This window comes from Mycobacteroides sp. H001 (genome assembly GCF_001440005.1).
In the GTDB taxonomy this organism is placed as follows: Bacteria; Actinomycetota; Actinomycetes; order Mycobacteriales; family Mycobacteriaceae; genus Mycobacterium; species Mycobacterium gwanakae.
Map to the genome: position 1 here is coordinate 1 of NZ_LJYH01000047.1, position 26134 is coordinate 26134.

A 26134-nucleotide genomic window follows, 5' to 3' on the forward strand; every position below is an offset into this window, starting at 1 on the left:
TACCGCCTGTGCATCCAGTCGTACCGCAGGGGTATGACACTTTTGCTCGTCGGCAAGGAGGTCTCGAATATGAAGTTATCTGTGTTCTATCGGTGGAGCCACGGGGAATCGAACCCCGATCTGAGCCTTGCAAAGGCCCCGTTCTACCGTTGAACTATGGCCCCGTCGTGGACATATCCGCGACAATAGCGTCGCAGGTCATCCCCTTTTTCCTCTCCCTCTCCTGCAGATAACAAACGAACTCCTGACATCTACCTTGCAAAGGTAGCGCTCTACCAACTGAGCTAAGGCCCCTCACCTGCTGCTGTGTGCCACACTTCCATGTTGTTGCGCGCCACGGTGATTGCTGTCGCGTAGGCCACGCCCAGCAATGTGAGCACCAGCAGCAGCACTCTCATGTGGTCGACCTCCCAACGAGTGTGGTGGGGCTAGGAGGACTCGAACCTCCGACCTCTTCGTTATCAGCGAAGCGCTCTAACCGCCTGAGCTATAGCCCCTGAACCGAAGGCAGAGATTACCGCACGGATGGGTTGCATCCCAAACCGTTAGTCGCGATCGGCCAGTGTGACCTCGATACCGCCGACTAGATCGGTGGTCAGGTTGTAGATGAACGCACCGATGGTGGCGGCCGCGGTCATCAGCACGATGTTCACCAAACCGATCAGTAGCGCGGTGCCGAAGATGGTGCCACTGGACACCAGCTCACCGCCGCCGCTGTTGGTGATGAGCTCACCGACGTTCTCGTTGAGCTTCGACCACACACCCATCGCGCCGAGCACCAGGTACAGCATCGCGACGGCGATCATCCAGACGAAGAAGAACACCACCGACAACACCAGCGACACCTTCAGGGTCGCCCATGGATCCACGCGCCTGATCTGCATGGCCGCCCGCAGCGGGCCGCGGCGCGAGGGGCCCACCGTCACTGCCGAACTACCTTGTGCCGCATCACTTCTGCGTGGAGGGCGGGGGACCGGGCCAGACAGGTCTGGCAGGTCATTGTTCTTGGGGGCGCGCACCGGCTCCTGCGCGCTCGCCTCGCCCCACGGGGTGCCCGAACGCACCGGCTCGGGTCGTTGGGGCCGCTCGGTTCTTTCGGGACGCTCCGGCACCTCGGGATGCTCCGGCGCCTCGTCGTACGGCTCCAGCTCCGGCACTGCTGCTTCGGGTTCGGGACGCTCCGGCGGGGTGTTGAATCCTGCCGGGGCCGCGGTGCCCGAGATGAACCGGCTGAGCCGGGCATCCAGGCCGGCCGACGGGCGGGGTCCGGGCCGCGGCGCCGACGTCGGCGCGGTCGGAGGCGCGGTGGCGTCGTCCACGATGGGGATGATCTCCGTCGGGGCGCCGCCAGGGCGCGGTTCCCTGCTGGGAATCCGCTGCGGGCCGGTGGCGGCGGCGTGTGAACCACGCCGCCGCTCCGCACGCTGCCAGGGAGGCAAGTCCGCCTGGTCCACGGGGCGTTCGTTGGCGCCAGACTCCCCCGGATCGTTCGGTGAACTCACCTACAGCTCCTTACTCGCTTGCGCCGGCTGTGTCGTCGTCAGGGTCAGCATCACCCTCATCGGCATTATGCGCGATTGCCAATAAGGTGTCGCCCTCGCCGAGGTTCATCAACCGCACGCCCTTGGTCTGGCGGCCGGCCTTACGAACCTGTTTCGCGATGGTGCGGATGACGCCGCCGCCCGAGGTGATGGCGTAAAGCTCGGCCTCTTCGTCCACGATCAGCGCACCCACCAGAGAGCCGCGGCGCGGGTCGTACTGAACCGTCAGCACACCCTTACCACCACGCCCCTGCACCGGGTACTCCTCGATCGCGGTGCGCTTGGAGTAGCCGCCCGACGTGGCCACCAGCAGGTAGGTGCCCTCGCTGACGACGTTGAGCGATAACAGCTCGTCCTCGCCGTTGAACCGCATGCCCTGCACACCGGAGGTGGCGCGGCCCATCGGCCGCAATGCCTCGTCGGTCGCACTGAACCGGATGGACTGGCCATGCGCCGATACGAGCAGCAAGTCGTCCTCGGCCGCGCACAGCACCGCGCCCACCAGTTCGTCGCCGTCGCGCAGGTTGACGGCCACCAGGCCGCCGCTGCGGTTGGAATCGAAGTCGGTGAGCTTGGACTTCTTGACCAGACCGTTCTTGGTGGCCAGCACCAGGTACGGCGCGTCCTCGTAACCCTTGATCTGGATGACCTGCGCGATGCGCTCCTCGGGCTGGAAGGCCAGCAGGTTCGCAACATGCTGGCCGCGCGCGGTGCGGGCGGCCTCGGGCAGGTCGTACGCCTTGGCGCGGTAGACGCGACCCTTGGTGGTGAAGAACAGGATCCAGTCATGCGTGGAGCACACGAAGAAGTGCTTGACGATGTCGTCCTGCTTGAGGCCCGCCCCCTGCACGCCCTTACCGCCGCGCTTCTGGCTGCGATACAGGTCGGTCTTGGTGCGCTTGGCGTATCCGGTTTCGGTGATGGTGACGACGACGTCCTCACGTGCGATGAGGTCTTCGTCGGCGACATCGCCGTCGGCGGAGATGATGCGCGTGCGGCGGTCGTCGCCGTACTTCTCGGTGATCTCGGCGAGTTCGTCCTTGACGATGGCGCGCTGACGCTCCGGCTTGGCCAGGATGTCCTCGAGGTCGGCGATCTCGGCCTCGATCTTGGCCAGGTCGTCGACGATCTTCTGCCGCTCCAGGGCTGCCAGGCGACGCAGCTGCATGTCGAGGATGGCCTGGGCCTGGATCTCATCGACATCGAGCAGCTCGATCAGGCCCTGGCGCGCGATGTCGACCGTCGCCGAGGCGCGGATCAATGCGATCACTTCATCAAGGGCATCAAGGGCTTTGACCAGACCGCGCAAGATGTGGGCACGCTCGTTGGCCTTGCGCAACCGGTACCGGGTACGCCGAACGATGACGTCCAACTGGTGATTGACGTACAGCCGGATCAGCTGATCCAGGCGTAGCGTGCGCGGCACGCCGTCGACGATCGACAGCATGTTGGCGCCGAAGCTGGTCTGCAGCTGGGTGTGCTTGTAGAGGTTGTTCAGCACCACCTTGGCAACGGCATCGCGCTTGAGCACCACCACAATTCGCAGGCCGACACGGTCGGAGCTCTGGTCTTCGATGTTGGAGATGCCCGCGATCTTGCCGTCGCGCACCTGCTCGGCGATCGAAGTGATGAAGTTGTCGTGGTTGACCTGGTACGGCAACTCGGTGATCACCAAAGACGTTCTGCCCTTGGAGTCTTCCTCGATCTCGGCGACACCGCGCATGCGGATGGAGCCGCGCCCGGTGGTGTACGCGTCGTGAATCCCTTGTGTTCCAACGATCAAGCCGGATGTCGGGAAATCGGGGCCGGTGATCTTTTCGCAGACCGCCTTGAGGGTGGTCTCCTCGTCGGCCTCGTGGTTGTCCAGCGCCCAGTACACGGCCTCGGCCAACTCACGCAGGTTGTGCGGCGGCATGTTGGTGGCCATACCGACGGCGATACCGCCGCTGCCGTTGGCCAGCAGGTTCGGGAACCGGCTCGGCAGCACGGTCGGCTCCATGACCCGGCCGTCGTAGTTGGGAATGAAATCGACTGTCTCCTCGTCGATTTCACGCAGCATTTCCATGGCCAGCGGTGTCAGCCTGGCCTCGGTGTAACGCATGGCGGCGGCGGGATCGTTACCCGGCGAACCGAAGTTTCCTTGGCCGTCCACCAGCGGGTAACGCAGCGACCAGGGCTGCGCCATACGCACCAAGGTGTCGTAGATGGAGGCGTCGCCGTGTGGGTGGTAGTTGCCCATGGTCTCGGCCACCGAGCGCGCCGACTTGGCGTGGCTGCGGTCGGGCCGGAACCCGGAGTCGTACATCGCGTAAAGGACGCGGCGGTGCACGGGCTTGAGGCCGTCGCGCACTTCGGGCAGGGCGCGGCCCACGATCACGCTCATGGCGTAATCGATGTAGCTGCGCTGCATCTCCTGCTGGATGTCTACCGGTTCGATCCGGTCGACGGCGTCGTCACCGCCGGGGGGCAGCGTTGTGTCGGTCATGTGCTCCTCGTTCATGCTGCGCCCGGAGAAGGCCGGGCAACCCCACCAGCCTAGTCACTTCTGCGATGGGTTTCTCGGATCCAGGCCCGTGCGTCGTTCTCAGCGGCTTTAGATGCCGCTATCCCAAGTATCCGGTACTGTTTGTTACGCAGGCGTGAGCCGCAACGAGGCGGCCAGGGCCGAAAGGGAGCTGCCAGCCATGACCACTCTGACGTCCGATTTCACCGAGGAATCCACTGGCAAACGGCTACGCCGATGGGCCGACGAGTGGCGGCGCATGGCTGCGGTCGCGGCGTCGAACGCCGACGGCCCCAAGACCGGAATGGTCTACGACATCGTCGGTCCACAGAACTTATTCGGCGAAGAGTCGCTCTTCATCAACTTCGGGTACTGGCGCGACCACCCGACAACCCTCGACGAGGCCAGCCGCGACCTTGCGCGCCTGATTGCCTCCAGCGCGGGGTTCACCTCGAAAGATGTGGTGGTGGACTGCGGCTGCGGATACGGCGATCAAGACATTCTGTGGGCCAACGAGTTCAAGGTGAAGAAGATCACCGGGGTCAACATCGCCGAGGAGCAGATCGCGATCTCGACTCGACGGGTCGCCGAGGCCGGTCTGTCCGACACGATCTCCTACGTCAAGGCCTCGGCCACCGATCTACCGTTCGGCAACGAGTCCTGCACCAAGGTGGTGGCGCTGGAGTCGGCCTTTCATTTCCCGTCGCGCATCGACTTCTTCCGGGAGGCGCTGCGCGTGCTCAAGCCCGGTGGACGGCTGGTGACGGCGGACATCGTCCCGCGGCGTACCGCGCTGACCGCGCTGGCACGTAATCAGGTGGCGCGTCGCGGCTGGCAGGGTGCGCCGCCGAGCGCCGTGCCCTGGGCCGTCGATGTACAGGGATACCGGGATCTGCTGCTGGACATGGGCTTTGCCCGGGCCGAGACATGGTCCATCGCCGATGATGTCTATCCACCGCTGTCCAAGTTCCTGGCCAAGCGGTTGCGCCAACCCGACATGAAACATGTCAACCCGCTGCTGCGCGCGCAGTTCAACTCGGTGGGTATGCGGCTCTTCTCGCTCCATTCGGACTACATCGTGTCCGTTGCGCACAAGGCCTGAGCGCTAGCTCAACGTCTTTCCCTGCGCCAGTAACTCGACGTACTGCACGATCCGCCGGGCACGAGTCTCTGGTCTCTTGATGGTGGTGAGGCGGAACAGGAACGGCCAGCGCGCCGTCTTGGTGAGGGAGTCGAAGAACTGCTGCGCGTTCGGCTTGGCGCGCAGTGCCCGCGCGAAGTCCTCGGGGACTTCGATGGTGGCCTGCGAGCTGTAGGCGGCGTCCCAACGGCCGTCAGCCTTGGCGGCGTCTACTTCTCGTAGGCCTGCAGGCCTGAGCCGGCCCTCGCCGGTGAGCCGTTCGATATGGCCGACGTTGATCTTCGACCAGGTGCTGCGGGCGCGGCGTGGGGTGAACATGCGCAGGGTGTACTGCTCGTCGAGGGATTTGGCTTGTCCGTCGATCCACCCGAAGCAGAGTGCTTCCTCCAGGGCTTCCTTGTGGTTGAGACTGGGGATGCCGCTGGCCTTCTTGGCCATCTTGATCCAGACGCCGGGGGAGTCCGCGTGGTTCTCTTCCAGCCACTCTTCCCAGTCTCGTTGTGACGCAAAGTAGATGGTGGGGCGGTCAGCGGCCATGCGGTCAGCGTACGGGTGGGCGGTGACATGACAGACCAGTGCCCATCGGCGTCCTCACCGGCGACGAAACGCGTCCGATTGGTGTCGCGACCAGCACCGTTCCACCGTTCTGCCAGATATGGTCCACGGCGCTACAGCGATACCCAGGGCTGCTAGTACGTTGTCCACACCATGTGGAACGGAGACGAGCTCGCGCTCGACGAATACCTGGCCTTCATAGGCTTCGACGGCGCCCGGGCGCCGTCCCTGGACACCCTGCGGCGCCTACAGCGTGGGCACGTCCTGAACGTCAAGTGGGAGAACCTCGATGCGGTGCTGCACAAGCACGTCGCACTGGATATCCCGGCGGTTCAGGCGAAGCTGCTGCGCGGGCCCCGCGGCGGCTACTGCTACGAGCACGTCGCCGTGTTCGCAGCGGTTCTTGAGCGCCTCGGCTTCGACTTCTTCGGAATTCAGGGGCGCGTGCAGATGGGCGCCACCACCATTCGGCCGGCGACGCACGGCATGCTCGTGGTCCGGCTCGACGGACAACAGTGGCTCTGCGATGTCGGATTCGGCACCAGCCCTCTGGCCCCGATACGCATTGTCGACGAGGCCACCATCGACGACGGATCGTGGACGTACCAACTGCTGCGCGGCGAGGTCACACCCGGCGCCGACGGCTGGACCCTGTCCGAGGCCGCCGAGGACGGAACGCTGCCAGGGTGGATGAGCCGGTACACCTTCGTGCTGGAACCGCAGTACCCGATCGACTATCGCGCCGCGAGTTACTTCGTCGCATCGAGTCCCCATTCACCCTTCAGTACAAGGGTTTTCGTACAGAAGATCACGCCCGATCACGCATACATCCTGGACCACCGCGAGTTGCACTACATCCGCCCCGCCATAGGCCGCAAGACACGGCAGCTGACACCCGAGGAAGTCGTGGTGGCACTGCGCGACATCTTCGGTATCGAGCTGAAGGACGCTGACTCGTCACTGCTGTTAGAACGGCTGGCACAGCACTAACGTCGATACCTGCCCGAGGCCGTTCCGTCGAAGACGCGGCAACTATCTCGCCGGTTGGGCGAGCGCCACTACACGTCGAGGAAGCGCACGTCCCTGGCGTTTCGGGTGATGAAGCTGCGGCGCGCCTCGACGTCCTCGCCCATCAGAATCGAGAACAGCTCGTCGGCCGCGGCCGCATCGTCGAGTGTCACCTGACGCAGCACACGCACGGACGGGTCCATGGTGGTCTCCCACAGTTCCTTGGCATCCATCTCACCAAGACCCTTGTAGCGCTGGATGCCGTCGTCCTTGTTGATCTTCTTGCCGGCCTTGAGCCCGGCCTCCATCAGCCCGTCGCGCTCACGGTCGGAGTACGCGAACTCCGGCTGGCTGCGCTGCCACTTGAGCTTGTACAGCGGCGGCTGCGCCAGGAAGATGTGGCCGTGCTCCACCAGCGGGCGCATGAAACGGAACAACAACGTCAGCAGCAACGTCGAAATGTGTTGGCCGTCAACGTCGGCGTCGGCCATCAACACGATCTTGTGATACCGCAGCTTGGCAATATCGAACTCGTCGTGGATACCCGTGCCCAACGCGGTGATGATCGCCTGGACTTCGGTGTTCTTCAAAACCCGGTCGATACGCGCCTTTTCAACGTTAATGATCTTGCCGCGCAGCGGCAGGATGGCCTGGAACATCGAGTCGCGGCCGCTCTTGGCCGAACCACCGGCCGAGTCACCCTCCACCACATATAGTTCCGACTTCGACGGATCGGTGGAGCGGCAGTCGGCCAGCTTGCCGGGCAACCCACCGATGTCGGTGGCGCTCTTGCGGCGGACCAGCTCGCGCGCCTTGCGCGCCGCGATCCGCGCCTGTGCCGACGAAACCGCCTTATTCACAACGGTTTTTGCGTCGGCAGGGTTCGAGTCGAACCAATGCTGCAGCTGCTCGTTGCACACCTTCTGCACAAACGACTTGACCTCGGTGTTACCCAGCTTGGTCTTGGTCTGACCCTCGAACTGAGGCTCACCGACCTTTACCGAGATGACCGCTGCCAATCCCTCACGGATGTCATCACCGGTGAGGTTGGTGTCCTTCTCCTTGAGAAGTTTCTTCTCCTTGGCGTACTTGTTGACCACCGTCGTGAGCGCCGCGCGAAATCCTTCTTCGTGCGTGCCACCCTCGTGGGTGTTGATGGTGTTGGCGAAGGTGTGCACCGACTCGGAGTAGCCCGCATTCCACTGCATCGCGATCTCGACCTCGTGGCCTTCACCTTTTCCGGAGAAGTCGACGATGGTGGTGTGGATGGCTGATTTTGTGCGGTTGATGTGCTTGACGAAGTCGACCAGGCCATCGGGGTAGTGGAAGACGCGGTTCTTAACCTTATGCGGCGCAGCCGATTCCGCGGCCTGCTCCTCGGCGCTCTTAGGCGCCTCGGCAGTGTCGCTGACCACCTCGTCGGTCACGTCGGCGTTACTCACACGCTCATCGGTGAGCTTGATGGTCAGACCCTTGTTGAGGAAAGCCTGCTCCTGGAGGCGCCTGGCGACCGTCTCAAAGTCGTAGGTAGTGGTCTCGAAGATCTCCGGATCCGCCCAGAACCGGACCGTGGTGCCCGTCTTCTTGGTGGCCGCGCCCTGCTGCAGTGTGCCCGGCACTGAGGCCGTGTACACCTGCTGCCACTCGTGGCCATCGCGCAGGATCTCCAGCTCGACCTTGGTCGAGAGCGCGTTCACTACGGAGATACCCACACCGTGCAGGCCGCCCGACACCGCGTAGGAATCCGAGTCGAATTTGCCGCCGGCGTGCAGCTGGGTCATGACGACGTCAACGGTGGGTATGCCGGAGGCATGCATGGCCACCGGGATGCCGCGGCCATCGTCCTTGACCTGGATGCCGCCGTCCTCAAGCATCGTCACCTCGACGGTGGTGGCGTAACCGGCCATCGCCTCATCAACGGAGTTGTCGACAACTTCCCAGATCAGATGGTGCAGACCGCGTTCACCGGTGGACCCGATGTACATGCCGGGACGTTTCCGGACCGCTTCGAGCCCCTCTAGAATGGTGATCGAGTCGGCACTGTATTCGCTCTTGGCACTCTTCTTCGGCGCAGCCACGATCGACTTTGTCTCCTGTCTGGAAGTAACGACTCTCGCGGGCCACAGACCCAGCGAACCGTGTTACCAACATCCTACTGGTCTGTACCGGCGGCACCTAGCTTCAGGGCATGTTTCATCCCCTCCATTTACGCCGTCCGTCGCATATCTCGGATCAGGCCGTGTCAGGACGCTCTAGACACCGGTTCTACGGCATGACGCGGCGATGAGCCCTCAACCATAGGTATCGCGCGGGCCGCGTCCGGCGATATGTCGGGGACCCTTACGCCAGGAGGGCGCGGTCGGCCCGGAGATCTTCAGACTCGTCACCACCCCGTCTCCCACCGCCGCGGCGATCTTCGCTAACAGCTGCGCCTGCACCAGCCGCAGCTGCGTCGCCCAGGCTGTGGACTCCGCCGAGACTGTCAGTACTCCCTCGTTCAGGGCGGTCGGGGTCGCATGTGCGGCAATCTGCTCGCCGACGACGGCCTCCCACCGGCCGAACACCGCGCCCTCGGAGACTCGCGAGGACCAGCCCCGGCGATTGGCCAGATCTCCTGCCGCCCTTCCCAGCAGCTGCGGATCCCGCGCATCCGGTCCCGGACCTGACCAGGTGCGGCGCCCCCCTGCGACCCGTCGACGCTGCTGCGGTGATCTGCCGCCTCTGCCGATGTCTTTACCTTGCTGTTTGGCCGCGCCACGTGCCTCTTCGAGCACCCGGCGCACCAAATCCATCCCTGTCACCCCGGCCAGATGCTCCGGCGGCCAGGCCTCTTCCTCACTCATGCGCCACCGACTTTCGTCCCGAAGGATCTTCCTGTACGTCGACGGTAACCGTGCGCGCCGACAATTCCTCGGGAACGTCGTCGGGGACCGCGGCGGTCACAAGTACTTGCTCCGCGTCGGCCGCGACAGTGGCCAACGACCTCCGCCTGGCGCCATCGAGTTCTGCGAACACATCGTCGAGCATCAGCAGGGGGTCGGTGCCGTCGGAACGGAGCAGGTCAAACGCGGCAAGCCGCAGGGCCAAGGCAAAAGACCACGATTCCCCATGACTGGCGAAGCCTTTCGCAGGCCCATCGCCGAGCCGCAGCTCCAGGTCGTCTCGGTGTGGTCCCACCAGGCAGACTCCGCGTTCAATCTCTGCCGACCTCTTGGCAGCCAGCCCGGCGTGCAGTGCCTCCGCAAGGCGTTCCACCGAAAGTTCTCCATCGACGCCCTCGACACTACTGCGGTACGCGATATCGGCCAGCCGCGATGCGGGCGCCAGCAGCTGGTACGACTTTTCCACCAGTGGCCGCAACTCACCCACCAATTCGATACGCGCAGAAAGTAATTCGGCGCCGTGTGCAACCAGGTGCCCGTTCCACACATCGAGGGTATCCAGCACACTCTGATCATTCCGCTGTCTCAACGCCGCACCTGCGGTCTTGAGCAGCGCGGTGCGCTGCCGGAGCACCTTGTCGTAGTCGGCACGTACGCCAGCCATCCGGGGACGGCGCTGAATCAGCAGATCGTCGAGAAAACGGCGTCGATCAGACGGGTCGCCGCGCACCAAAGACAGGTCCTCGGGTGCAAACAGCACGGCATGCAGAATTCCAACGATCTCCCGTGGGCTGCGCACTGGGGAGCGGTTTATCCGTGCCTTGTTCGCCCGCCCGGCCGCGATCTCCAGATCGATCGCCAGTTCCCGGCCGTCATTGACGACGATGGTCGACACCACCGCCCTTTCGGCACCGTTGCGTACCAGGGGAGCGTCGGTGGCGACTCGGTGCGAACCCAGGGTTGACGAATACCAAAGGGCCTCAACAAGATTAGTCTTGCCGTAGCCGTTGGGGCCGACGAACACGGTGCGCCCGGGTTCGAGCTCCAGGTCAACTCGTTCCCACGACCGGAAGTCTCGCAATCCCAGCTGTCGTACGTACACGTCGGTCCGCGCGCGTCCTTATCCGGAGAGACCGACGCGCTTGACCGCGTGGCCGCCGAACTGGTTACGCAACGCCGATACCGCCTTCATTGCAGGTGAATCTTCCTGCCGCGAAGCAAATCTCGCGAACAACGACGCGGCGATGACCGGCGCGGGCACCCGATGGTTGATGGCCTCCTCGACCGTCCAACGTCCCTCTCCGGAGTCTTCGGTGTATCCGGAAATCGCGTCGAAGCCGGGATCTTCCTTCAACGCCTTGGCCAGCAGATCCAGCAGCCATGACCGCACCACGGTGCCCTTGGTCCAGGCCTGCAGTACGGCCTGCACATCGGTGATCAGCGGTTCGGCCGCCAGCAGCTCGTACCCCTCGGCATAGGCATGCATGAGACCGTACTCGATACCGTTGTGAATCATCTTGGCGTAGTGACCCGCGCCGACCGGGCCGGCATGTACGAAGCCGTCCGCACGATCACCCTCGGGACGCAGCGTGTCAAAGATCGGCAACGCCCGCGCCACATCGGCGTCGCTGCCCCCGACCATCAGCCCGTAGCCATTTTCCTTGCCCCATACCCCGCCGGATACACCCGCATCGATGTATCCAATCCCCTTGGCCGCCAACAGATCCGCATTCGGCTGGTCTTCGGTGAACCTCGAGTTACCGCCGTCGATCACGAGGTCGCCCTCGGACAATTCCTCGGCAAGCTCAGCGATCGTCTGTTGGGTAATCGGACCCGACGGCACCATCACCCACACCACACGAGGCGCCTCTAAGGCATCGGCCAGCCCTTTAAGCGAGGGCACATCGGTGACCTCCGGGCGTGGGTCGTATCCGATGACCTCATGCCCACCGGCGCGCAGCCGATCGCGCATGTTGAAACCCATCTTGCCCAGTCCAACCAAACCCAGCTGCATGACCTATAACCTCCGATGACCAGTACCTATACCACTTGGGGCGCGAGCCCTAGCCGGGCAGGCGCACCGGCATCAATAGATAGACATAGTCAGTTTGCGCTGCCGTAAACGGCCCGGGGCCTTCTGGCGAGCTTTGATCGTCTTCCGCCGGACGAAGTACGGCCGGACGGCTGGGAGTCGTGAAGCCGAAAGTCACCCGATTCGAGTGCAGCGATCCCAGACCATCGGTCAGGTACGTCGGATTGAAGGCGATGGTCAGCGGTTCACCGACGAAATCCACTTCGAGTTCTTCCTCGGCACGGCCCACATCATCGGCACCTGCCGACAACCGCAGCAGTCCCGGCTCGAATTCCAGCCGGATCTGCGCTCCACGGTCGGCAACCAGCGCAACACGTTTGATGGCTTCCACCAACTCGGCGATACCGACGGTGGCCAGTGCGGTGTGCTCGGTCGGCAGCAACTGCCGGAACTTGGGGAACTCGGCGTCCAGCAGGCGGGTCGTACTGCGCTTGCCGTTGCTGACGATGCCCAGCAGACCTTCGGATCCGATCGCCGAACCCGCGCCCAGCGCGAGCTGCACGTCTGATCCACTGGACGCAGACTTTGCCGCCTCGGACAACGTCTTGGCCGGAACCAACACCGCGGCGCTTGTCTCACCTGATCCGGATGTCCACTTCAGCTCGCGAACAGCCAGACGGAAGCGGTCTGTTGCCGCCAAAACCACTGTGTCGCCGTTGATTTCAACCCGGATACCGGTCAGCATCGGGAGCGTATCGTCCTTACCCGCAGCGACCGCGACCTGGCCGATCGCCTCGGAAAACACCTCCGACCCCAGGGCACCGGTCTCCTCCGGCAGCGAGGGCAATGCCGGGTAATCCTCGACCGGCATGCTCGGCAGCGAGAACTTCGCGCTTCCACAGCTGATCAACAGGCGTGTACCTTCCAACGCCACATCGACAGGCTTATTGGGCAGCGACCGGGTGATATCCGAAAGAAGTCGGCCCGACACCAGCGCACTACCGGAGGCGGCAACCTCCGCCGGCACCTGCACCTGCGCGGAAACCTCGTAATCGAAGCCGGAGAGGGTCAAACCCGTGTCATGCGCGGTCAGCAGCACACCAGCCAAGACCGGAACCGTCGGCCGCGAGGGCAGACTCCGCGCCACCCACGCCACCGAATCGGCGAAGTCGTCGCGCGCGACCCTGAACTTCAGGCTGGTGTCTGCGGCAGTGGGGCTCGCAAGATCCATGAATACCCTTCGCTTCCTCGTTGTCCAGGTCGGACTGTCTGCACACAAAAATCCGTGATAGCCATCGTGGCACGCCCGGGTGACAGCGTTAACAGCGCATCGGACGACCCCCGGCACGTCACCGGGGCACCGTGCACAAGTTCTGTCACTCGGAGTGGGAAGTCTCAGGCCATGCGACTTCCGAAGCACAACCGTAGATGCTTTCGACGCATCGGGAAAGCGGATCCGTCTCTCCGACGATCCCTGAAGTCCACTGCCGGGTTACCGGCTGGACGGTCCTTGTTGACGCGTCCATCCACACAGCTGCTTTTAGAGAGAAAGATTAGATAGAGATCTAAGCAGTATTAGTAGGTGCTGTGGAATCTGTGGACAGACAAGTGTTGTCGCACGACAGAGGCTCAGCGGGGTTGTCAGGAGTTTGTGGATTCCGAAGAGGGTTGCGGCCCGCGGATGTGGAGGACATGTCATTCGTTCAGCAACCCCCAACCGATCGTAGGTTTGCCCCACGGCAGTCCACAGTCCTGTGCACAACTTCGATTGGTGTGGATGTGACGTGTGAGCCACACGAGGTGACAAAAAATCATCGAGAAAAATCTCGAAAAGTCTTGAAATGGGTACGTGTTGGGGGCCCGGCGCGGTGCGGTGAGACAAAAAAACCCGGCCGCGGGGGCCGGGTGGGGCAGGAATTAGGTCAGTGCCGGGAACGCTGGCGGATCCGGGCGGTGAGTTCCTTGACGTGATCGAAAACCTCACGCCGCTGAGCCATTTCGCCACGGACCTTCTTGTCGGCATACATGACGGTGGTGTGGTCACGGCCAAACGTCTGGCCGATCTTGGGCAGCGAGAGGTCCGTGAGTTCGCGGCAGAGGTACATGGCGATCTGGCGCGCCTGCGCCAGTGCCCGTGTCTTGCCGGGCCCACGAAGCTCTTCCACGGTGGTGTCGAAGTACTCCGCGGTGACCGCCATGATCGTGGCGGCGCTTATCTGAATGGAGTTTGAGTCGGGGATGAGGTCGCGCAGCACAATCTCGGCCAGCGACAGCTCGATGGGGGACTTGTTCAGCGAGGCGAAAGCGGTCACCCGGATGAGCGCCCCTTCGAGTTCCCGAATATTGCGTTCGATCCGGCTTGCGATGAGTTCCAAGACGTCATCGGGGACGTCCAGCCGATCCATCTGTGCCTTCTTGCGCAGGATCGCGATCCGCGTTTCCAGTTCGGGGGGCTGAACATCGGTAATGAGGCCCCACTCAAATCGGGTGCGCAGCCGGTCCTCAAGAGTGGCCAGGCCCTTCGGAGGCCGGTCGGAGGAGATCACGATCTGCTTGTTGGCGTTGTGCAGGGTGTTGAAGGTGTGGAAGAACTCTTCCTGGATACCTTCCTTGCCCTCGATGAACTGAATGTCGTCGACCAAGAGAACGTCGATGTCGCGGTAGCTGCGTTTGAAGGCGACTCGACGGTCATCGCGCAAAGAATTGATGAAGTCGTTGGTGAACTCTTCGGTGGAGACGTACTTGACGCGCATACCGGGAAACAGGCGCTGGGCATAGTTCCCGGCGGCGTGCAGTAGATGTGTCTTACCCAACCCGGATTCGCCCCAGATGAACAACGGGTTGTACGCGCGGGCGGGAGCTTCGGAAACTGCGACGGCGGCCGCATGCGAGAACCGGTTGGATGCTCCGATAACGAAAGATTCGAAGGTGTAGCGCGCATTGAGGCTCGTGTCAGGGGTCTCGGCCTTGTCGGCCCCGCCCGGACGGTTGATGAAATAGGACGGCCACGATTCGTGTGCGCTAGCAAGCGCCTCGGTGGTCTCATCGACCTCGTCGAGCTCGAGTTCGGGCGTGGGGCCGGCGACTTCCAAATCTTCGCCAGGAGCCGGCGCCGCGATTCGCACGCCCAGCTCGACGTTCTCGCCGAGGCGACGGGAAAGTGCCTCCACGATGGGTCCGCGCAGGTGCCGTTCGATCTCGTTTTGCACGAAGCTGGACGGCACGGAAAGCAGTGCGAAACCTTCGGCCATGGTGAGTGGCTTGACCAATGTGAGCCAGGCGCGCTGCTGAGGCGTGAGTGGCGGAAAACTCGACAAATATTGGTTGTCGTCACCATTGAGCTCTGCGACGACGGTATTCCATACCGCCGTGAACTGGGAATTCAGTTCATCAGTCAACGGCGAGCATCTCTCTGGCAGTAGGGGACACGTCGACAGTAGCCCCTTTTCAATGATCGGTCGTGGGTTTCCACACGGTTATCCACACCTGTGGACAACAAAGCAGACCACCCCTGTGGTGGTCAGTGTGCGCATACCAGGAGATCACGTCGGATCACCTGCTCCGGGGGACCGGCTAGTCGGTGTCCGACCGCGATCGGCATCGGCCCGCGTGGGTGGTTCCGATGCATTCGCCCGGTGGAAACGGCATTCGCAGAAGCTAACAGTTTTTGTGCCGCCCCGCCAACCTATCCCGTGACTACCGTGACAACTTTCGTAAAGGTGACGGACTGCTGTGCAGAGGGGATACGCGTGTGACGGTTGAGATCAGTTTGACCGGCGACGAGCAGGTCAGTACCCTCGAACAGTCGCCCGAACGTTGGCGGCACGGCCGCGACCCGCACGTCATCAGGGGTGAAACCCGAGATTCCGTAGGCACCGCGCCGGTGGCGAGTAAGCAGTACCAACGGACTGATGCGTCTCAGCACATCGCATGCGTCGTGAACGGGCGGCGTGAGTGATGTCAGTTGAGCACGTGACGGATATAAAGGAGTAGTAGCGGTGGCAAAGGGCAAGCGGACCTTCCAGCCAAACAATCGGCGTCGCGCGCGTACCCACGGGTTCCGGTTGCGCATGCGCACCCGTGCCGGACGCGCAATCATTGCGGTCCGGCGTCGTAAGGGCCGCAAGGAACTGACCGCCTGAGTTTCGGGCGCAGGTAGGTAGTCGGTGTTACCGACTCGACACCGGATGACCAAATCATCCGAATTCCGGCAGACCGTCAAGCGTGGAGTTCGAACTGCCCACGCCGACTTGGTGATTCATCTGCAACGTGGCTGTGTGGGTTCTACACCAGCCGAGGCTGAGGGTCCCAAGGTCGGTTTGATCGTCGGGAAATCGGTAGGCGGCGCGGTAGTGCGCCATCGGGTGTCTCGTCGACTCCGGCATGTTGCCGCCGAGGTGCTCCCCACACTTGAACCCGTGGATCGCATGGTGATCAGAGCGCTGCCCAGTAGCAGCACCGCACTCTCGGCGAGTCTGCGTCAGCAATTGCGAGACGGAGTCCACCGGTCGATACACCGGTTGGAACCCGCACCAGAGCGGCAGCCATGAAAAGCCGTCCCGCACGCGCGGTGATCTTCCTGATTCGCCTGTATCAAACCTGGGTCTCGCCGATGCGTCTGCCCAGTTGCCGGTTTATGCCGACCTGCAGCCAGTACGCGGTCGAGGCGTTGACCGTGCACGGACTGGTCCGCGGCGGTTGGTTGGCCACGATCCGCCTACTGAAGTGCGGGCCCTGGCACCACGGTGGATGGGATCCGATTCCTGAACGCCATACCAAGCACGAAGACGTAGAGCACGTGAGCGTGCGGAGGAGTACAGCGGATGTTTGATTGGTTCAGTCTCGGGTTCATCTACTACCCCGTCTCGGCGATCATGTGGGTTTGGTACAAGCTGTTCGCGTACCTGCTGGGCCCCAAGAACTTCTTCGCATGGGCGCTGTCGGTGATGTTCCTCGTGTTCACCCTCCGCGCGATTCTGTACAAGCCGTTCGTCCGCCAGATTCGGACCACCCGGCAGATGCAGGAGCTGCAGCCACAGATCAAGGCTCTGCAGAAGAAGTACAAGAACGATCGTCAGCGCATGGCACTGGAGATGCAGAAGCTACAGCGCGAGCACGGTTTCAATCCGATCCTTGGCTGCCTGCCGATGCTGGCCCAGATTCCGGTCTTCCTGGGTCTGTTCCACGTACTGCGTTCGTTCAACAGAACTACCGGTGGCTTCGGTCAGGTGCATATGTCGGTAGAAGCGAACCGCGCCACGGGCAACTACATTTTCAGTGCCGGCGACGTGGCCAACTTCCTGGACGCGAACCTGTTCGGTGCCCCGCTGGGCGCCACGATGATCCAGACAACGGGTCTGGACGCGTTCACCGAATTCAACAGGTGGGCTGTCGCGGGAGTCTCGATACCGTTGATGGTCATCGCGGGTATCGCGACCTACTTCAACAGCCGGGCCTCTATCGCGCGGCAGAGTCCTGAGGCCCAGGCCAACCCGCAGACCCAGATCATGAACCGGTTGGCGCTGTACGTGTTCCCGCTCGGTGTGGTCGTGGGTGGTCCGTTCCTGCCGATCGCCATCATCCTGTACTGGGTGTCCAACAACATTTGGACGTTCGGTCAGCAGCACTACGTCTTCAACCACATCGCTAAGGAAGAAGAAGAGAAGAAGCAGGCGGATCTGGAGCGACGGGCCGCGAATGCCCCGAAGCCAGGTGCCAAGCCGACGCGCGGCGGGAAGAACCAGCCGGCGAAACAAGCAGACGAATCCGATAGCACCGAGATTGTGGAATCGGGTGGCACGGACGAGGACACCGGGGGACAGGCTTCCCCGGACTCCACCAATGGATCAGGTACGACGAGCCGCACCCCGAAGCCGGGTGCTCGGCCCGATCGTCGCCGCAAGCGCTAACCGCCCGCGATTCTGCACGGGCGTGACAGAGGGAGAAGAACGATGACCGATCTGGACACTCAAGCCGAAGAGACCACAACCGAGGTCGACGCCGCACCCGAGGGTGAGACGCGCACGGTGGATCTCGAGGAACGTCTGGTTGCCGAAGGCGAGATCGCCGGCGACTATCTCGAGGAGCTCCTCGACGTCCTGGACTTCGATGGCGATATCGACCTCGATGTCGAGGGAGACCGCGCGATCGTGAGCATCGACGGCGGGGGCGACCTGTCCAAGCTCGTTGGCCGCAAGGGCGAGGTGCTCGACGCGTTGCAGGAATTGACCCGACTGGCGGTGCAGCAGAAGTCCGGTGAGCGCAGCCGCCTGATGCTGGATATCGCGAACTGGCGTGGCCGTCGTCGCGACGAGCTGGCGGCGCTGGGCACGAAGATCGCCAAGCAGGTGCTGGAGTCCGGTGAGCGCGAGGAGCTCGCGCCCATGACTCCTTTCGAGCGCAAGATCGTGCACGACGCCGTTGCGGCAATCGACGGTGTGCACAGCGAGAGCGAGGGCGTGGAGCCCTCGCGTCGTGTCGTCGTCCTGCACGACTAGTCGCCACCAAATCTCATCCATGTAATTCAGTGGCCGCGCTCCGGGAGGAATGTTTCACGTGAAACACGGCGAGACCCTCCCGGTGCCGGAGGCCGCAGCCGAGGTCTTCGGCGAGCGGCTGCCTCTAGCGGTCGACTACGTTGACGCACTCGCGACGATTGGTGTGGAGCGCGGTCTGATTGGCCCACGCGAGGCCGATCGATTGTGGGAGCGCCACATCCTCAACAGCGCTGTGCTGGGGGAGTTACTCGACTCCGGTGAGCGAGTGATCGATGTCGGAAGCGGTGCGGGTCTGCCGGGTGTTCCGTTGGGTATCGCACGCCCCGACGTCGATATCGTTCTGGTCGAGCCGATGCTGCGCCGCACCGACTTCCTCCGTGAAATGATCGAGCGGCTGGGCCTCACCAACGTATCGGTGGTGCGCGGCCGGGCGGAGGAACCAAGTGTTATCGCGGAGGTTGGCGGGGCGGACGCGGTCACGTCTCGGGCGGTCGCGGCACTGGACAAGATCGGTCGGTGGTCCCTTCCGTTGACGCGGGTCGGCGGACGCATGTTGGCGATCAAAGGCGATCGGGCCGATGAAGAAGTGCAGCAGTACGGTAGTGCGCTGAGCCTGCTCGGCGCTGACGATGTGAGGGTGGTGCAGTGTGGCACGCGGTACCTCGATCCGCCAACCACGGTGGTGGTCGCGCGGCGGAAAGAATGCGACGGAGGCCGTCGACGGGGAAGCTCCCGCGACGGTACGCGGAAGCGGAGCCGATGAGCATCCGATCAAGGAGACGACAGTGACTAGCGACGATGTTTCACGTGAAACCGGCGCAACGGGTGACGGCCACCGCTCGCCCGCGAACTTTGAGGAGTCGGAGACCCCGATCGGTGCAGCCGCTCAGCGTGCCACCCAGATCAAGCAAGGATCGGTCCGTCTTCCGAAGCCGGCGCATCGCCGGATGCTGACGATCGCCAACCAGAAGGGTGGCGTCGGCAAGACCACAACCGCGGTGAACCTCGCCGCCGCGATGGCGATGCAGGGTCTCAATGTTCTGGTGATCGATCTCGATCCACAGGGCAATGCGAGCACCGCGCTGGGTGCCGATCATCGTGCGGGCACCCCGTCGTCGTACGAAGTCCTACTCGGTGAGATCCCCATCAAGGACGCGATCCAATCCAGCCCACAGAGCGAGCACCTCTTCTGCGTTCCGGCGACGATCGACCTGGCCGGTGCCGAGATCGAATTGGTTTCGATGGTGGCTCGTGAGGGTCGGCTGCGTGGCGCGATCGCCGGGCTACCCGCCGACGCGTTTGACTTCGTATTCATCGACTGCCCGCCCTCGCTGGGCCTGCTGACGGTCAACGCACTCGTGGCGGCGAACGAGGTGCTGATCCCGATCCAGTGTGAGTACTACGCGCTGGAGGGCGTTGGTCAGCTGCTGCGCAACATCGAACTCGTCCAGGCTCACCTGAATCCCGCGCTGCATGTGTCGACGATTCTGTTGACCATGTACGACGGTAGGACCAAGCTCGCCGACCAGGTGGCGGACGAAGTGCGTAGCCACTTCGGTCCGAAGGTGTTGGGGTCGGTCATCCCGCGTAGCGTCAAGGTCTCAGAGGCTCCGGGATATGGAACCAGCGTCCTCGAATACGACCCGGGTTCACGGGGAGCCCTGAGCTACTTGGATGCCGCACGCGAACTCGCGCAGCGGCCGAGCCCGTCGGCGAGCGATCCACAATGAGCGCCGTGCACTACGAGAAGATGATCATGAGCGTACAGCGGATGCAAAAAGGGAGAAGTAACCGATGAGTCAGTCGCCACCATCACGGCGTAAGGGCGGACTCGGCCGAGGCCTGGCATCCCTGATCCCGACGGCACCGGTGGACGGTGCACCCACCCCCGCAGGCCCGCGCCTGGGTGACGCGGCCGCCGATGTGATCATCGGCGGCGGCCCAGCGGCTCCGTCTGCACCGGCCACCGATATCGGCGCGGTGTACCGCGAGATCGCGGTGACGACCATCAGGCCCAACCCCAAGCAGCCGCGCCAGGTCTTCGACGAGGAGGCGCTCGCGGAGTTGGTCCACTCCATCCGCGAGTTCGGTGTGATGCAGCCGATCGTGGTGCGTGCGGTCGAGGGCGGTGACTACCAACTCGTCATGGGGGAGCGGCGGTGGCGTGCTACCCAGGAGGCCGGTTTGGAAACGATCCCGGCGATTGTCAGGGAGACGGCCGACGACAATCTGCTTCGAGACGCGCTGCTGGAGAACATCCACCGGGCACAGCTGAACCCTTTGGAAGAGGCGGCCGCGTACCAACAGCTTCTCGATGAGTTCGAAGTGACGCATGAAGAGTTGGCGTCCCGGATCGGTCGATCGCGCCCGGTGATCTCCAACATGATCCGACTGCTGCGCCTACCGATCGCGGTACAGCGCAGGGTCGCGGCGGGAGTCCTATCGGCCGGCCATGCACGAGCACTACTCGCTCTTGAGGGTGGCGCCGAGGCGCAGGAGGAGCTTGCCGCCCGGATCGTGGCCGAGGGAATGTCGGTGCGTGCCGCCGAGGAAGCGGTGACGCTGGCGAACCGCAGCGATGCTCCCAAGCCGGCGCCGCGGCGCAAGCCGATCCAGATGCCGGGCTTGCAGGATGTCGCCGAGCGACTGTCGGGTACCTTCGACACCCGCGTGACGGTGAGCCTGGGCAAGCGCAAGGGCAAAATCGTTGTCGAGTTCGGCTCGGTGGAAGATTTGCAGCGAATTGTCGACATGATGTCCGGCGAAGCCACGTCCTAGCCCACGGGGGAGAAACGTCACTGTGACGCGAAAACCCGCGAAGCGCGGCCTCCGCGCGAAAACGCTTGGCAAGTAAGAAATTTCGGCTCCACAGGGGAATCATCGGCACGGCGACGGCTCCGGCCGCGCATTCCAGGTATCGCGGCAAGGTCGCCGGGTGCCAAACCAGAAATTTCGCATATCCTTGAAGGGTTGCCGGACGCTCGAGGCGTTCCGTGCACCATGTGGACCTGACGTGGAGGCGTACAAGACCAGTGTCGGCTCGGATCGTTCCTTTGCGGCTCGATGGTTTCGAGCAGCTGCCCAAGCACGCCCGGCGGTGTGTCTTCTGGGAAGTGGACCCCGCTACCGTCGGAGACAGCCAGCACCTGTCGGACCCAGAGTTCGAGAAGGAAGCATGGCTGTCGATGGTCATGCTCGAGTGGGGGTCATGCGGTCAGGTCGCAATAGCCGGCCCGCAGTCCCGGCCCGCGACGGTGGGATACGCGTTGTATGCCCCGCCCGGGGTGGTGCCTCGTGCGCGGTTGTTCCCAACCGCCCCGGTCAGCGCGGATGCAGTCCTGCTGACGTCCTTGGGTGTGGAGCCGGGTCACGAGTCAGACGGATTGCCGCACAGCATCATCGCCAATGTGGTCGCCGAGTTAGTGCGCCGTGGTGTGCGCGCGCTGGAGGCCTTCGGCCGGACCAGCGAGGCGCTGGATCTTTGCGAAGGATCGTTGGCTAGGCATACGGAAGCGGCAGATGTACTGGGGGAGTGCACCATCGAGCAGTGCATGATCGATGTCGACTTCCTGAAGGATGTGGGTTTCACGGTGGTCGCACCACACCAGCATTTCCCGCGACTGCGGTTGGAGCTTGACAGCGGGCTCGGCTGGAAGGCCGACGTGGAGGCCGCGTTGGAGCGACTCCTGGAGTCGGTGCGGATTCCGCAACCAGCGGGGGCCGGCCCGGTGGTGGGCGCCGCGTTCTAGCGGCAGGGCTCATTGCCCGGCCGGAGGGTCCGTCCATTCGAACGTAGTGCCGCTGCGGCGGACACCCATCGGTAGATGTGCGGGGAAGTGGGCGGTCACCAAGCGCAAGTCTTCGTCGGCACAGCGTCCGAGCAGTGCGCGACGAGCAGCGGTACCCATGACAGGATCGGCGTCCGCGAAAAAGGGCAGATCTGGAAACTGGGCCTGCATGGGGTGATGCAGCGCGTCGCCGGAGATGATCACACCGGTGCCCGGAGCAATGATTTCGATGGCAAGGTGCCCCGGTGTGTGCCCGGCTGTGTCCAGGGTGGTGATGCGCGTGGAGCCGTGCGCGTGGATTTGATGCCCCGGGGCGACGAAGCGGTGCGGAGAATGTTCGAGGACCGGAAGGACACTGTCCTGATAGACCCAGCCGCCCCCCTCGGCCCACTCACCTGCCGGAGACGACTCCCATTGTGCCTGAATGTATTTGAGCTCAGTGGCGTGGAACAGGTACGTGGCGTTTGAAAAGGTGGGCTGCCAGGTGTCGTTGATCAGCCGGGTGTTCCACCCGCAATGGTCCAGATGGAGATGGGTATTGATGACGATGTCGACGTCCTCGGGATCAAATCCTGCGTGCTTGAGGTGAGTCAGGTAGTCGGTATCGAGCATGTGGAGGTCTGGGAACAAGGGCCGGTTCTTGTGATTGCCCGAGCAGGTGTCGACCACCACGACGGTGTCGCCCAGCTCGATGAGGTAGTTGTGGATGGAGAAGATCAGATCGGCACCATCTGCCGAGATGGCCGACGGTGCATAGGTGGCTCGGGCGAACGCGAGCTGTTGCTCGCTGATGGCTGGATACCAATCGTGTGGCGGGATCGGCCACACCGCAAGTTCGGTGAGCTGTGTGACTGTCGCATCACCGACGGTGAATGTGTTCACAGCGGCCGGAAACGCTCACCGGGAGCGGCGTATTCCCGCTAGGGGGCGATCCCCCGGCAGACGAGGTCGGCGGTTGCGCGTACGCGTGATGCGAGAATGTCCTGATCGGGTTCGTGCCCGTAGCGGGCAAGTATTCCCAGCGGGATGCCGGCCACCGAATCAGCGACGGCCTCGACGTCGATACCCGGCCGGACATAACCAGATTCGATCCCGTCACGTAATAGGCCAGCCAGAACCGAAGCCCCGGCGTCGAACACCTGGCAGAACTGCGCAGTCATCTCCGCATCCACGGCGGCACCCTGTTGCAGCATCAAGCGCGACAGTCGGGGATCTGCTACCACCAGCTCGATGTAGGCAAGTCCGAGATTCACTGCAAAATCGTGGAATTCGTCGAGCGACGTAATGCGGCCGGGCAGCGTGTGACTGAGTGTTTCGACGGTGCGCTGGGTGGCGTGCTGTACCACGTGCTCGAGGATGTCGCGTTTGTTGGTGAAGTATCGATAGAACATCGAGTGGCCGGTGCCGAGCCGTTCCGCGATATGCGCGATCGATGTCTGGTGGTACCCGCGCTCGGAGAATTCCGCCAGGGCAGCCTCCACCACCTCTTCTTTGACGAGCTCGCTGCGTCGAGCGCGCTGCCGGTCTGCCATGCGGATCGGCGGTTCCGCGGGGTCCTCCATGCGGCTGAGAATAGTCGACGCCGCAGGCTAACGATGAGGCGTGTCGTCTTACGGAATGATTTGTCTCGAAATGATTGACTTATTCTCAAATCAGACATTAGTGTCCGAATGAACCGCTTGCCGACGGCGAAAGGACACTTGTGACGAGACGATGGAGTACGGGTGCGCAGTGGGGTCCACCACCAGTCATTCACGGTGAGCCGTGGTGGGCATGGACCGTCGTCGCGATACTTGTTGCTTGCCTGGCGATTTCGCTGATTTGGGTGGGATGGATGACCCTACGGAGGCACGAAGACGCGCTGATGTATTGGCTAATCATGCTCAGCGGGGTGACAGTCCTGCCCTACTTCGTCGAGCCATGGCTCGACGTCATTGGTGCCACCACCTATATGACCAACGCCTTGCCCTACGTCACGATCGCCGACCGGCCCCTTCCGATCTTCGTTCCGCTGGTCTGGGTGGGTACGGCGCCGACGGCGCTACTCGTCTACGAGATGATCAAAAAGGGTTGGGCCGCTTGGACACTCATCTCGTTCGCGGTGATCTTCGGGATTGGTGAATGCATCGGTGAGATGGTCAACAGTCATTTCGGCCTGATGAGGTACTACAGCAACAACGCACTGGTGTACGGAGTGCCATTGCCCAGCCTCGTGCAGAACGGCGGATTCCTGGTGATGATCGCCTGGGTACTGGTAGTGATCCGGCCGCATATGCGCGGATACCGTTGGGCAATAATCCCATTCGTCGCACCTGGGGCATATCTCGCCTACACCATCATCTGCACGCTGCCGAACTACTTCGCGATTCATCTGGGACTCGGGCCCGGACCGTCGTGGGCGATCGCCAGCCTGTGCACGGCCCTCAACCTCCTGGCTGTTGTGATCGCGGCGTACTCACCTACGTGTCAGCGTTACCGCGATGCGGTCGGAGCCACGGTGTTGGGACCGGTGCGTGGCGCACCCTCCAAACAGCCCGTGCCCGTGGCGTAGTCACCCCTCGGAAAAGGAGACCAAGGAGCATGCCGCAGCCACCCACTGCCGAGAACAGGACCGATGCTTGTCCATTCGAGGCTTCCGCAGGGACGCAATCCCGCGCAATAGATGTGTCGCTGCCACGTGAGCTGACGGGAGATTGGGGGCCATTGCCGCTCAATCCGACGGTGCGCGAAGTCAACGAGATTGGTAGACGGCACGGAGGATCTGCCTTCGGTAGGCATGATCCATGGCGGATCACCCGCGCAGGCATTCCTCTGGCGGCTAGCGCCGTGCGGGGAGTGGGGAGAGCGGCGCTCACTCCACCGGGTCCCGTTGGCCGACCGTTCGTCGGGAGTGTCCCGGAGATGCGGCGTGAACCCTTCGAGTTCTTCCGGCGCTGCGCAAAGGAGTTCGGTGACATCTATAGCGTTCCATTTCCGTTGGGCGGCAGCATTATTGTGGTGAACCATCCGGATTACGCCAGCCAGGTGATGGACGATCCTGTCGGTCGGTACAGCATGATCGGGCCGGGCCAGGCGGCAATGGGCATGATCGGTGCTGCGATTCCGATGCTGGAGGGAGACAAGTTCCGGCAGCGGCGCCGGATGCTCATGCCGATGTTTGGACGCCGCCATCTGGCGCGGGTGGCAGAGGTGATCGCCGACGAATTCGTGGGCCGAGTCGACAGCTGGGCACGGTGGGCAGACACCGGGCAGGAGGTGGACTTGCAACACGCGATCGCACAGGTGACCTTACCCGCGTTCCTGCGCGCGATGTTCTCCTCGTCGATCACCGCGCAGGAGATCCACGAAACCGACGTGGACTTAAGGACTTTCATGTCGCTGATGGCGTCGGTGACGTTGATGAGCCCCCTACCGAACCTGCTGCCGCTACCCGGGCGCGAGAGCGCGCCCAGGTCGATGTGGAGACTGTGGCGATTGACGAGAAGGCTGATCAAGGACCGCCGCAAGCACCCGGTCGAGACCCCGGATCTGTTGAGCCTGTTGTTGGAGGCGACCTACGATGACGGAAGTCCGTTGTCGGAGCGGGATCTCAGCATGGAACTGATGATCCTGATGGCGGGTGGATACGAGACGGTGGTGGCGTCGCTGTCGTGGACACTCGCGCTACTACTGGCACATCCGGATCACCTCAACCGGCTGTACGCAGAGGTTGACGCACTGCACGGTGCAGTGCCGACGCCGGATGATCTACCCAAGTTGTCTTGGGCGAAAGCGTGTTTCGACGAGGGGCAGAGGTTGCAGGGCCACCCGCTCAATCCTAGATTCGCGATGGAAGACGACGTGATAGGTGGGTACCTCATCCCGCGATACACCATCGTCGGCCCGTCGTTGTACTCGATGCACCGTGATCCACGTTGGTGGGTGAACCCGGACTCTTACGACCCGAATCGATTCATGGATCAGGCACTTGTCAGGGAGCGTCCGAGACTGGCATTCATGCCGTTCGGGTCGGGCAGACACCACTGCCTCGGCACCGGCATGGCCTACATGAACGCGCAGTTCTTGTTGGCGATCATTTTCCAGAGGTATCGGCTGACGCTCCCGCAGACCTGGAAGCCTAAGCACCACTTCAACTTTTCGGTGACGCTCGATGGTGGGCTGCCCGTTACCCTAACGAGGGCGTGACC

General features: G+C 63.0%; 24 protein-coding genes, 3 tRNA genes and 1 pseudogene. 13 read left to right on the top strand and 15 right to left on the bottom strand.

All coding sequences use genetic code 11. The annotated features are described in order from the left end of the window. Positions 1-93: 93 nt before the first annotated feature. From AOT83_RS23370 to gyrA, 5 genes are all read right to left on the bottom strand, one after another. Positions 94-164 (bottom strand) — tRNA-Ala (locus AOT83_RS23370). Positions 165-221: 57 nt separating this feature from the next. Continuing rightward, positions 222-290, bottom strand: a tRNA-Ala gene (locus AOT83_RS27955). Positions 291-420: 130 nt separating this feature from the next. Beyond that, a tRNA-Ile gene (locus AOT83_RS23375) sits at positions 421-497 on the bottom strand. Positions 498-545: 48 nt separating this feature from the next. Continuing rightward, positions 546-1502: a DUF3566 domain-containing protein gene (locus AOT83_RS23380; RefSeq protein WP_057963586.1), complete on the bottom strand. Its 957-nt coding sequence runs from the start codon at positions 1500-1502 to the stop codon at positions 546-548. Positions 1503-1512: 10 nt separating this feature from the next. Next, a complete protein-coding gene (gene gyrA, locus AOT83_RS23385) occupies positions 1513-4026 on the bottom strand; it encodes a DNA gyrase subunit A (protein WP_030098132.1) in 2514 nt (837 codons plus the stop codon). Positions 4027-4180: 154 nt separating this feature from the next. On the opposite strand from gyrA, the gene AOT83_RS23390 reads away from it, so the two are divergent. Beyond that, positions 4181-5146 carry a class I SAM-dependent methyltransferase gene (locus AOT83_RS23390; RefSeq protein WP_057963587.1) on the top strand — a complete coding sequence of 322 codons (966 nt, stop codon included), beginning with the start codon at positions 4181-4183 and terminating at the stop codon, positions 5144-5146. Positions 5147-5149: 3 nt separating this feature from the next. Here the strand turns inward: AOT83_RS23390 and AOT83_RS23395 are convergent, their stop codons facing one another. Continuing rightward, positions 5150-5722, bottom strand: coding sequence for a YdeI/OmpD-associated family protein (locus AOT83_RS23395; RefSeq protein WP_057963588.1), 573 nt, complete (start codon positions 5720-5722; stop codon positions 5150-5152). Positions 5723-5893: 171 nt separating this feature from the next. Here AOT83_RS23395 and AOT83_RS23400 point away from each other — a divergent pair, with 171 nt between their 5' ends. Then, entirely contained in the window at positions 5894-6730 is an 837-nt protein-coding gene (locus tag AOT83_RS23400; protein ID WP_057963589.1) for an arylamine N-acetyltransferase, read from the top strand. Positions 6731-6798: 68 nt separating this feature from the next. Here the strand turns inward: AOT83_RS23400 and gyrB are convergent, their stop codons facing one another. From gyrB to AOT83_RS27100, 7 genes and pseudogenes are all read right to left on the bottom strand, one after another. Next, entirely contained in the window at positions 6799-8826 is a 2028-nt protein-coding gene (gene gyrB, locus AOT83_RS23405) for a DNA topoisomerase (ATP-hydrolyzing) subunit B (RefSeq protein WP_030097703.1), read from the bottom strand. Between the two features lie 213 nt (positions 8827-9039). After that, positions 9040-9591 (bottom strand): DUF721 family protein, encoded by a 552-nt coding sequence (locus AOT83_RS23410; RefSeq protein ID WP_046251969.1) that lies wholly within the window; start codon positions 9589-9591, stop codon positions 9040-9042. Next, positions 9584-10732 carry a DNA replication/repair protein RecF gene (gene recF, locus AOT83_RS23415; RefSeq protein WP_057963590.1) on the bottom strand — a complete coding sequence of 383 codons (1149 nt, stop codon included), beginning with the start codon at positions 10730-10732 and terminating at the stop codon, positions 9584-9586. The genes AOT83_RS23410 and recF overlap by 8 nt, the downstream gene beginning before the upstream one ends. A gap of 18 nt (positions 10733-10750) precedes the next feature. Continuing rightward, positions 10751-11644 carry a phosphogluconate dehydrogenase (NAD(+)-dependent, decarboxylating) gene (gene gnd / locus AOT83_RS23420; RefSeq protein ID WP_030097700.1) on the bottom strand — a complete coding sequence of 298 codons (894 nt, stop codon included), beginning with the start codon at positions 11642-11644 and terminating at the stop codon, positions 10751-10753. Between the two features lie 49 nt (positions 11645-11693). Then, positions 11694-12893, bottom strand: coding sequence for a DNA polymerase III subunit beta (gene dnaN, locus AOT83_RS23425; protein ID WP_057963591.1), 1200 nt, complete (start codon positions 12891-12893; stop codon positions 11694-11696). A 691-nt stretch (positions 12894-13584) separates the two neighbouring features. Beyond that, positions 13585-15060, bottom strand: coding sequence for a chromosomal replication initiator protein DnaA (dnaA, locus tag AOT83_RS23430; RefSeq protein WP_030097698.1), 1476 nt, complete (start codon positions 15058-15060; stop codon positions 13585-13587). 122 nt (positions 15061-15182) lie between these two features. Next, positions 15183-15587 (bottom strand): annotated as a pseudogene (locus AOT83_RS27100) (hypothetical protein). Positions 15588-15660: 73 nt separating this feature from the next. Here AOT83_RS27100 and rpmH point away from each other — a divergent pair. The 9 genes from rpmH (at position 15661) to AOT83_RS23475 (ending at position 21908) form a co-directional block, all read left to right on the top strand. Further along, complete coding sequence (gene rpmH / locus AOT83_RS27105) at positions 15661-15804, top strand: 50S ribosomal protein L34 (RefSeq protein WP_030097696.1); 144 nt, start codon at positions 15661-15663, stop codon at positions 15802-15804. A gap of 24 nt (positions 15805-15828) precedes the next feature. After that, positions 15829-16212, top strand: coding sequence for a ribonuclease P protein component (gene rnpA, locus AOT83_RS27110; protein ID WP_079378704.1), 384 nt, complete (start codon positions 15829-15831; stop codon positions 16210-16212). Continuing rightward, positions 16209-16493: a membrane protein insertion efficiency factor YidD gene (yidD, locus tag AOT83_RS23445; RefSeq protein ID WP_057980052.1), complete on the top strand. Its 285-nt coding sequence runs from the start codon at positions 16209-16211 to the stop codon at positions 16491-16493. Before rnpA ends, yidD begins: the two co-directional genes overlap by 4 nt. Then, complete coding sequence (gene yidC, locus AOT83_RS23450; protein WP_030097693.1) at positions 16486-17571, top strand: membrane protein insertase YidC; 1086 nt, start codon at positions 16486-16488, stop codon at positions 17569-17571. Before yidD ends, yidC begins: the two co-directional genes overlap by 8 nt. A 42-nt stretch (positions 17572-17613) precedes the next feature. Next, positions 17614-18159 (top strand): protein jag, encoded by a 546-nt coding sequence (locus AOT83_RS23455; RefSeq protein WP_030097692.1) that lies wholly within the window; start codon positions 17614-17616, stop codon positions 18157-18159. A gap of 49 nt (positions 18160-18208) precedes the next feature. Then, positions 18209-18922, top strand: coding sequence for a 16S rRNA (guanine(527)-N(7))-methyltransferase RsmG (rsmG, locus tag AOT83_RS23460; protein WP_057963594.1), 714 nt, complete (start codon positions 18209-18211; stop codon positions 18920-18922). Between the two features lie 22 nt (positions 18923-18944). Next, positions 18945-19889: a ParA family protein gene (locus AOT83_RS23465; protein WP_030097690.1), complete on the top strand. Its 945-nt coding sequence runs from the start codon at positions 18945-18947 to the stop codon at positions 19887-19889. 64 nt (positions 19890-19953) lie between these two features. Further along, the gene (locus tag AOT83_RS23470; protein ID WP_057963595.1) at positions 19954-20937 is read left to right on the top strand and encodes a ParB/RepB/Spo0J family partition protein; all 984 of its coding nucleotides are present in this window, start codon (positions 19954-19956) and stop codon (positions 20935-20937) included. Positions 20938-21191: 254 nt separating this feature from the next. Further along, positions 21192-21908 carry a hypothetical protein gene (locus AOT83_RS23475; protein ID WP_057963596.1) on the top strand — a complete coding sequence of 239 codons (717 nt, stop codon included), beginning with the start codon at positions 21192-21194 and terminating at the stop codon, positions 21906-21908. Positions 21909-21917: 9 nt separating this feature from the next. On the opposite strand, the gene AOT83_RS23480 is transcribed toward AOT83_RS23475, so the two are convergent. Further along, on the bottom strand, positions 21918-22829 hold the full coding sequence (locus AOT83_RS23480; RefSeq protein WP_030097687.1) for an MBL fold metallo-hydrolase: 912 nt from the start codon (positions 22827-22829) through the stop codon (positions 21918-21920). Between the two features lie 38 nt (positions 22830-22867). Then, positions 22868-23509, bottom strand: coding sequence for a TetR/AcrR family transcriptional regulator (locus AOT83_RS23485; RefSeq protein ID WP_030097686.1), 642 nt, complete (start codon positions 23507-23509; stop codon positions 22868-22870). A 140-nt stretch (positions 23510-23649) separates the two neighbouring features. Between AOT83_RS23485 and AOT83_RS23490 the strand changes: the two genes are divergently transcribed. Both AOT83_RS23490 and AOT83_RS23495 read left to right on the top strand, forming a co-directional pair. Continuing rightward, positions 23650-24498 (top strand): hypothetical protein, encoded by an 849-nt coding sequence (locus AOT83_RS23490; protein ID WP_030097685.1) that lies wholly within the window; start codon positions 23650-23652, stop codon positions 24496-24498. 29 nt (positions 24499-24527) lie between these two features. Continuing rightward, positions 24528-26132, top strand: a complete 1605-nt coding sequence (locus AOT83_RS23495) for a cytochrome P450 (RefSeq protein ID WP_078285144.1) — start codon at positions 24528-24530, stop codon at positions 26130-26132. The last annotated feature ends 2 nt before the right edge of the window (positions 26133-26134 follow it).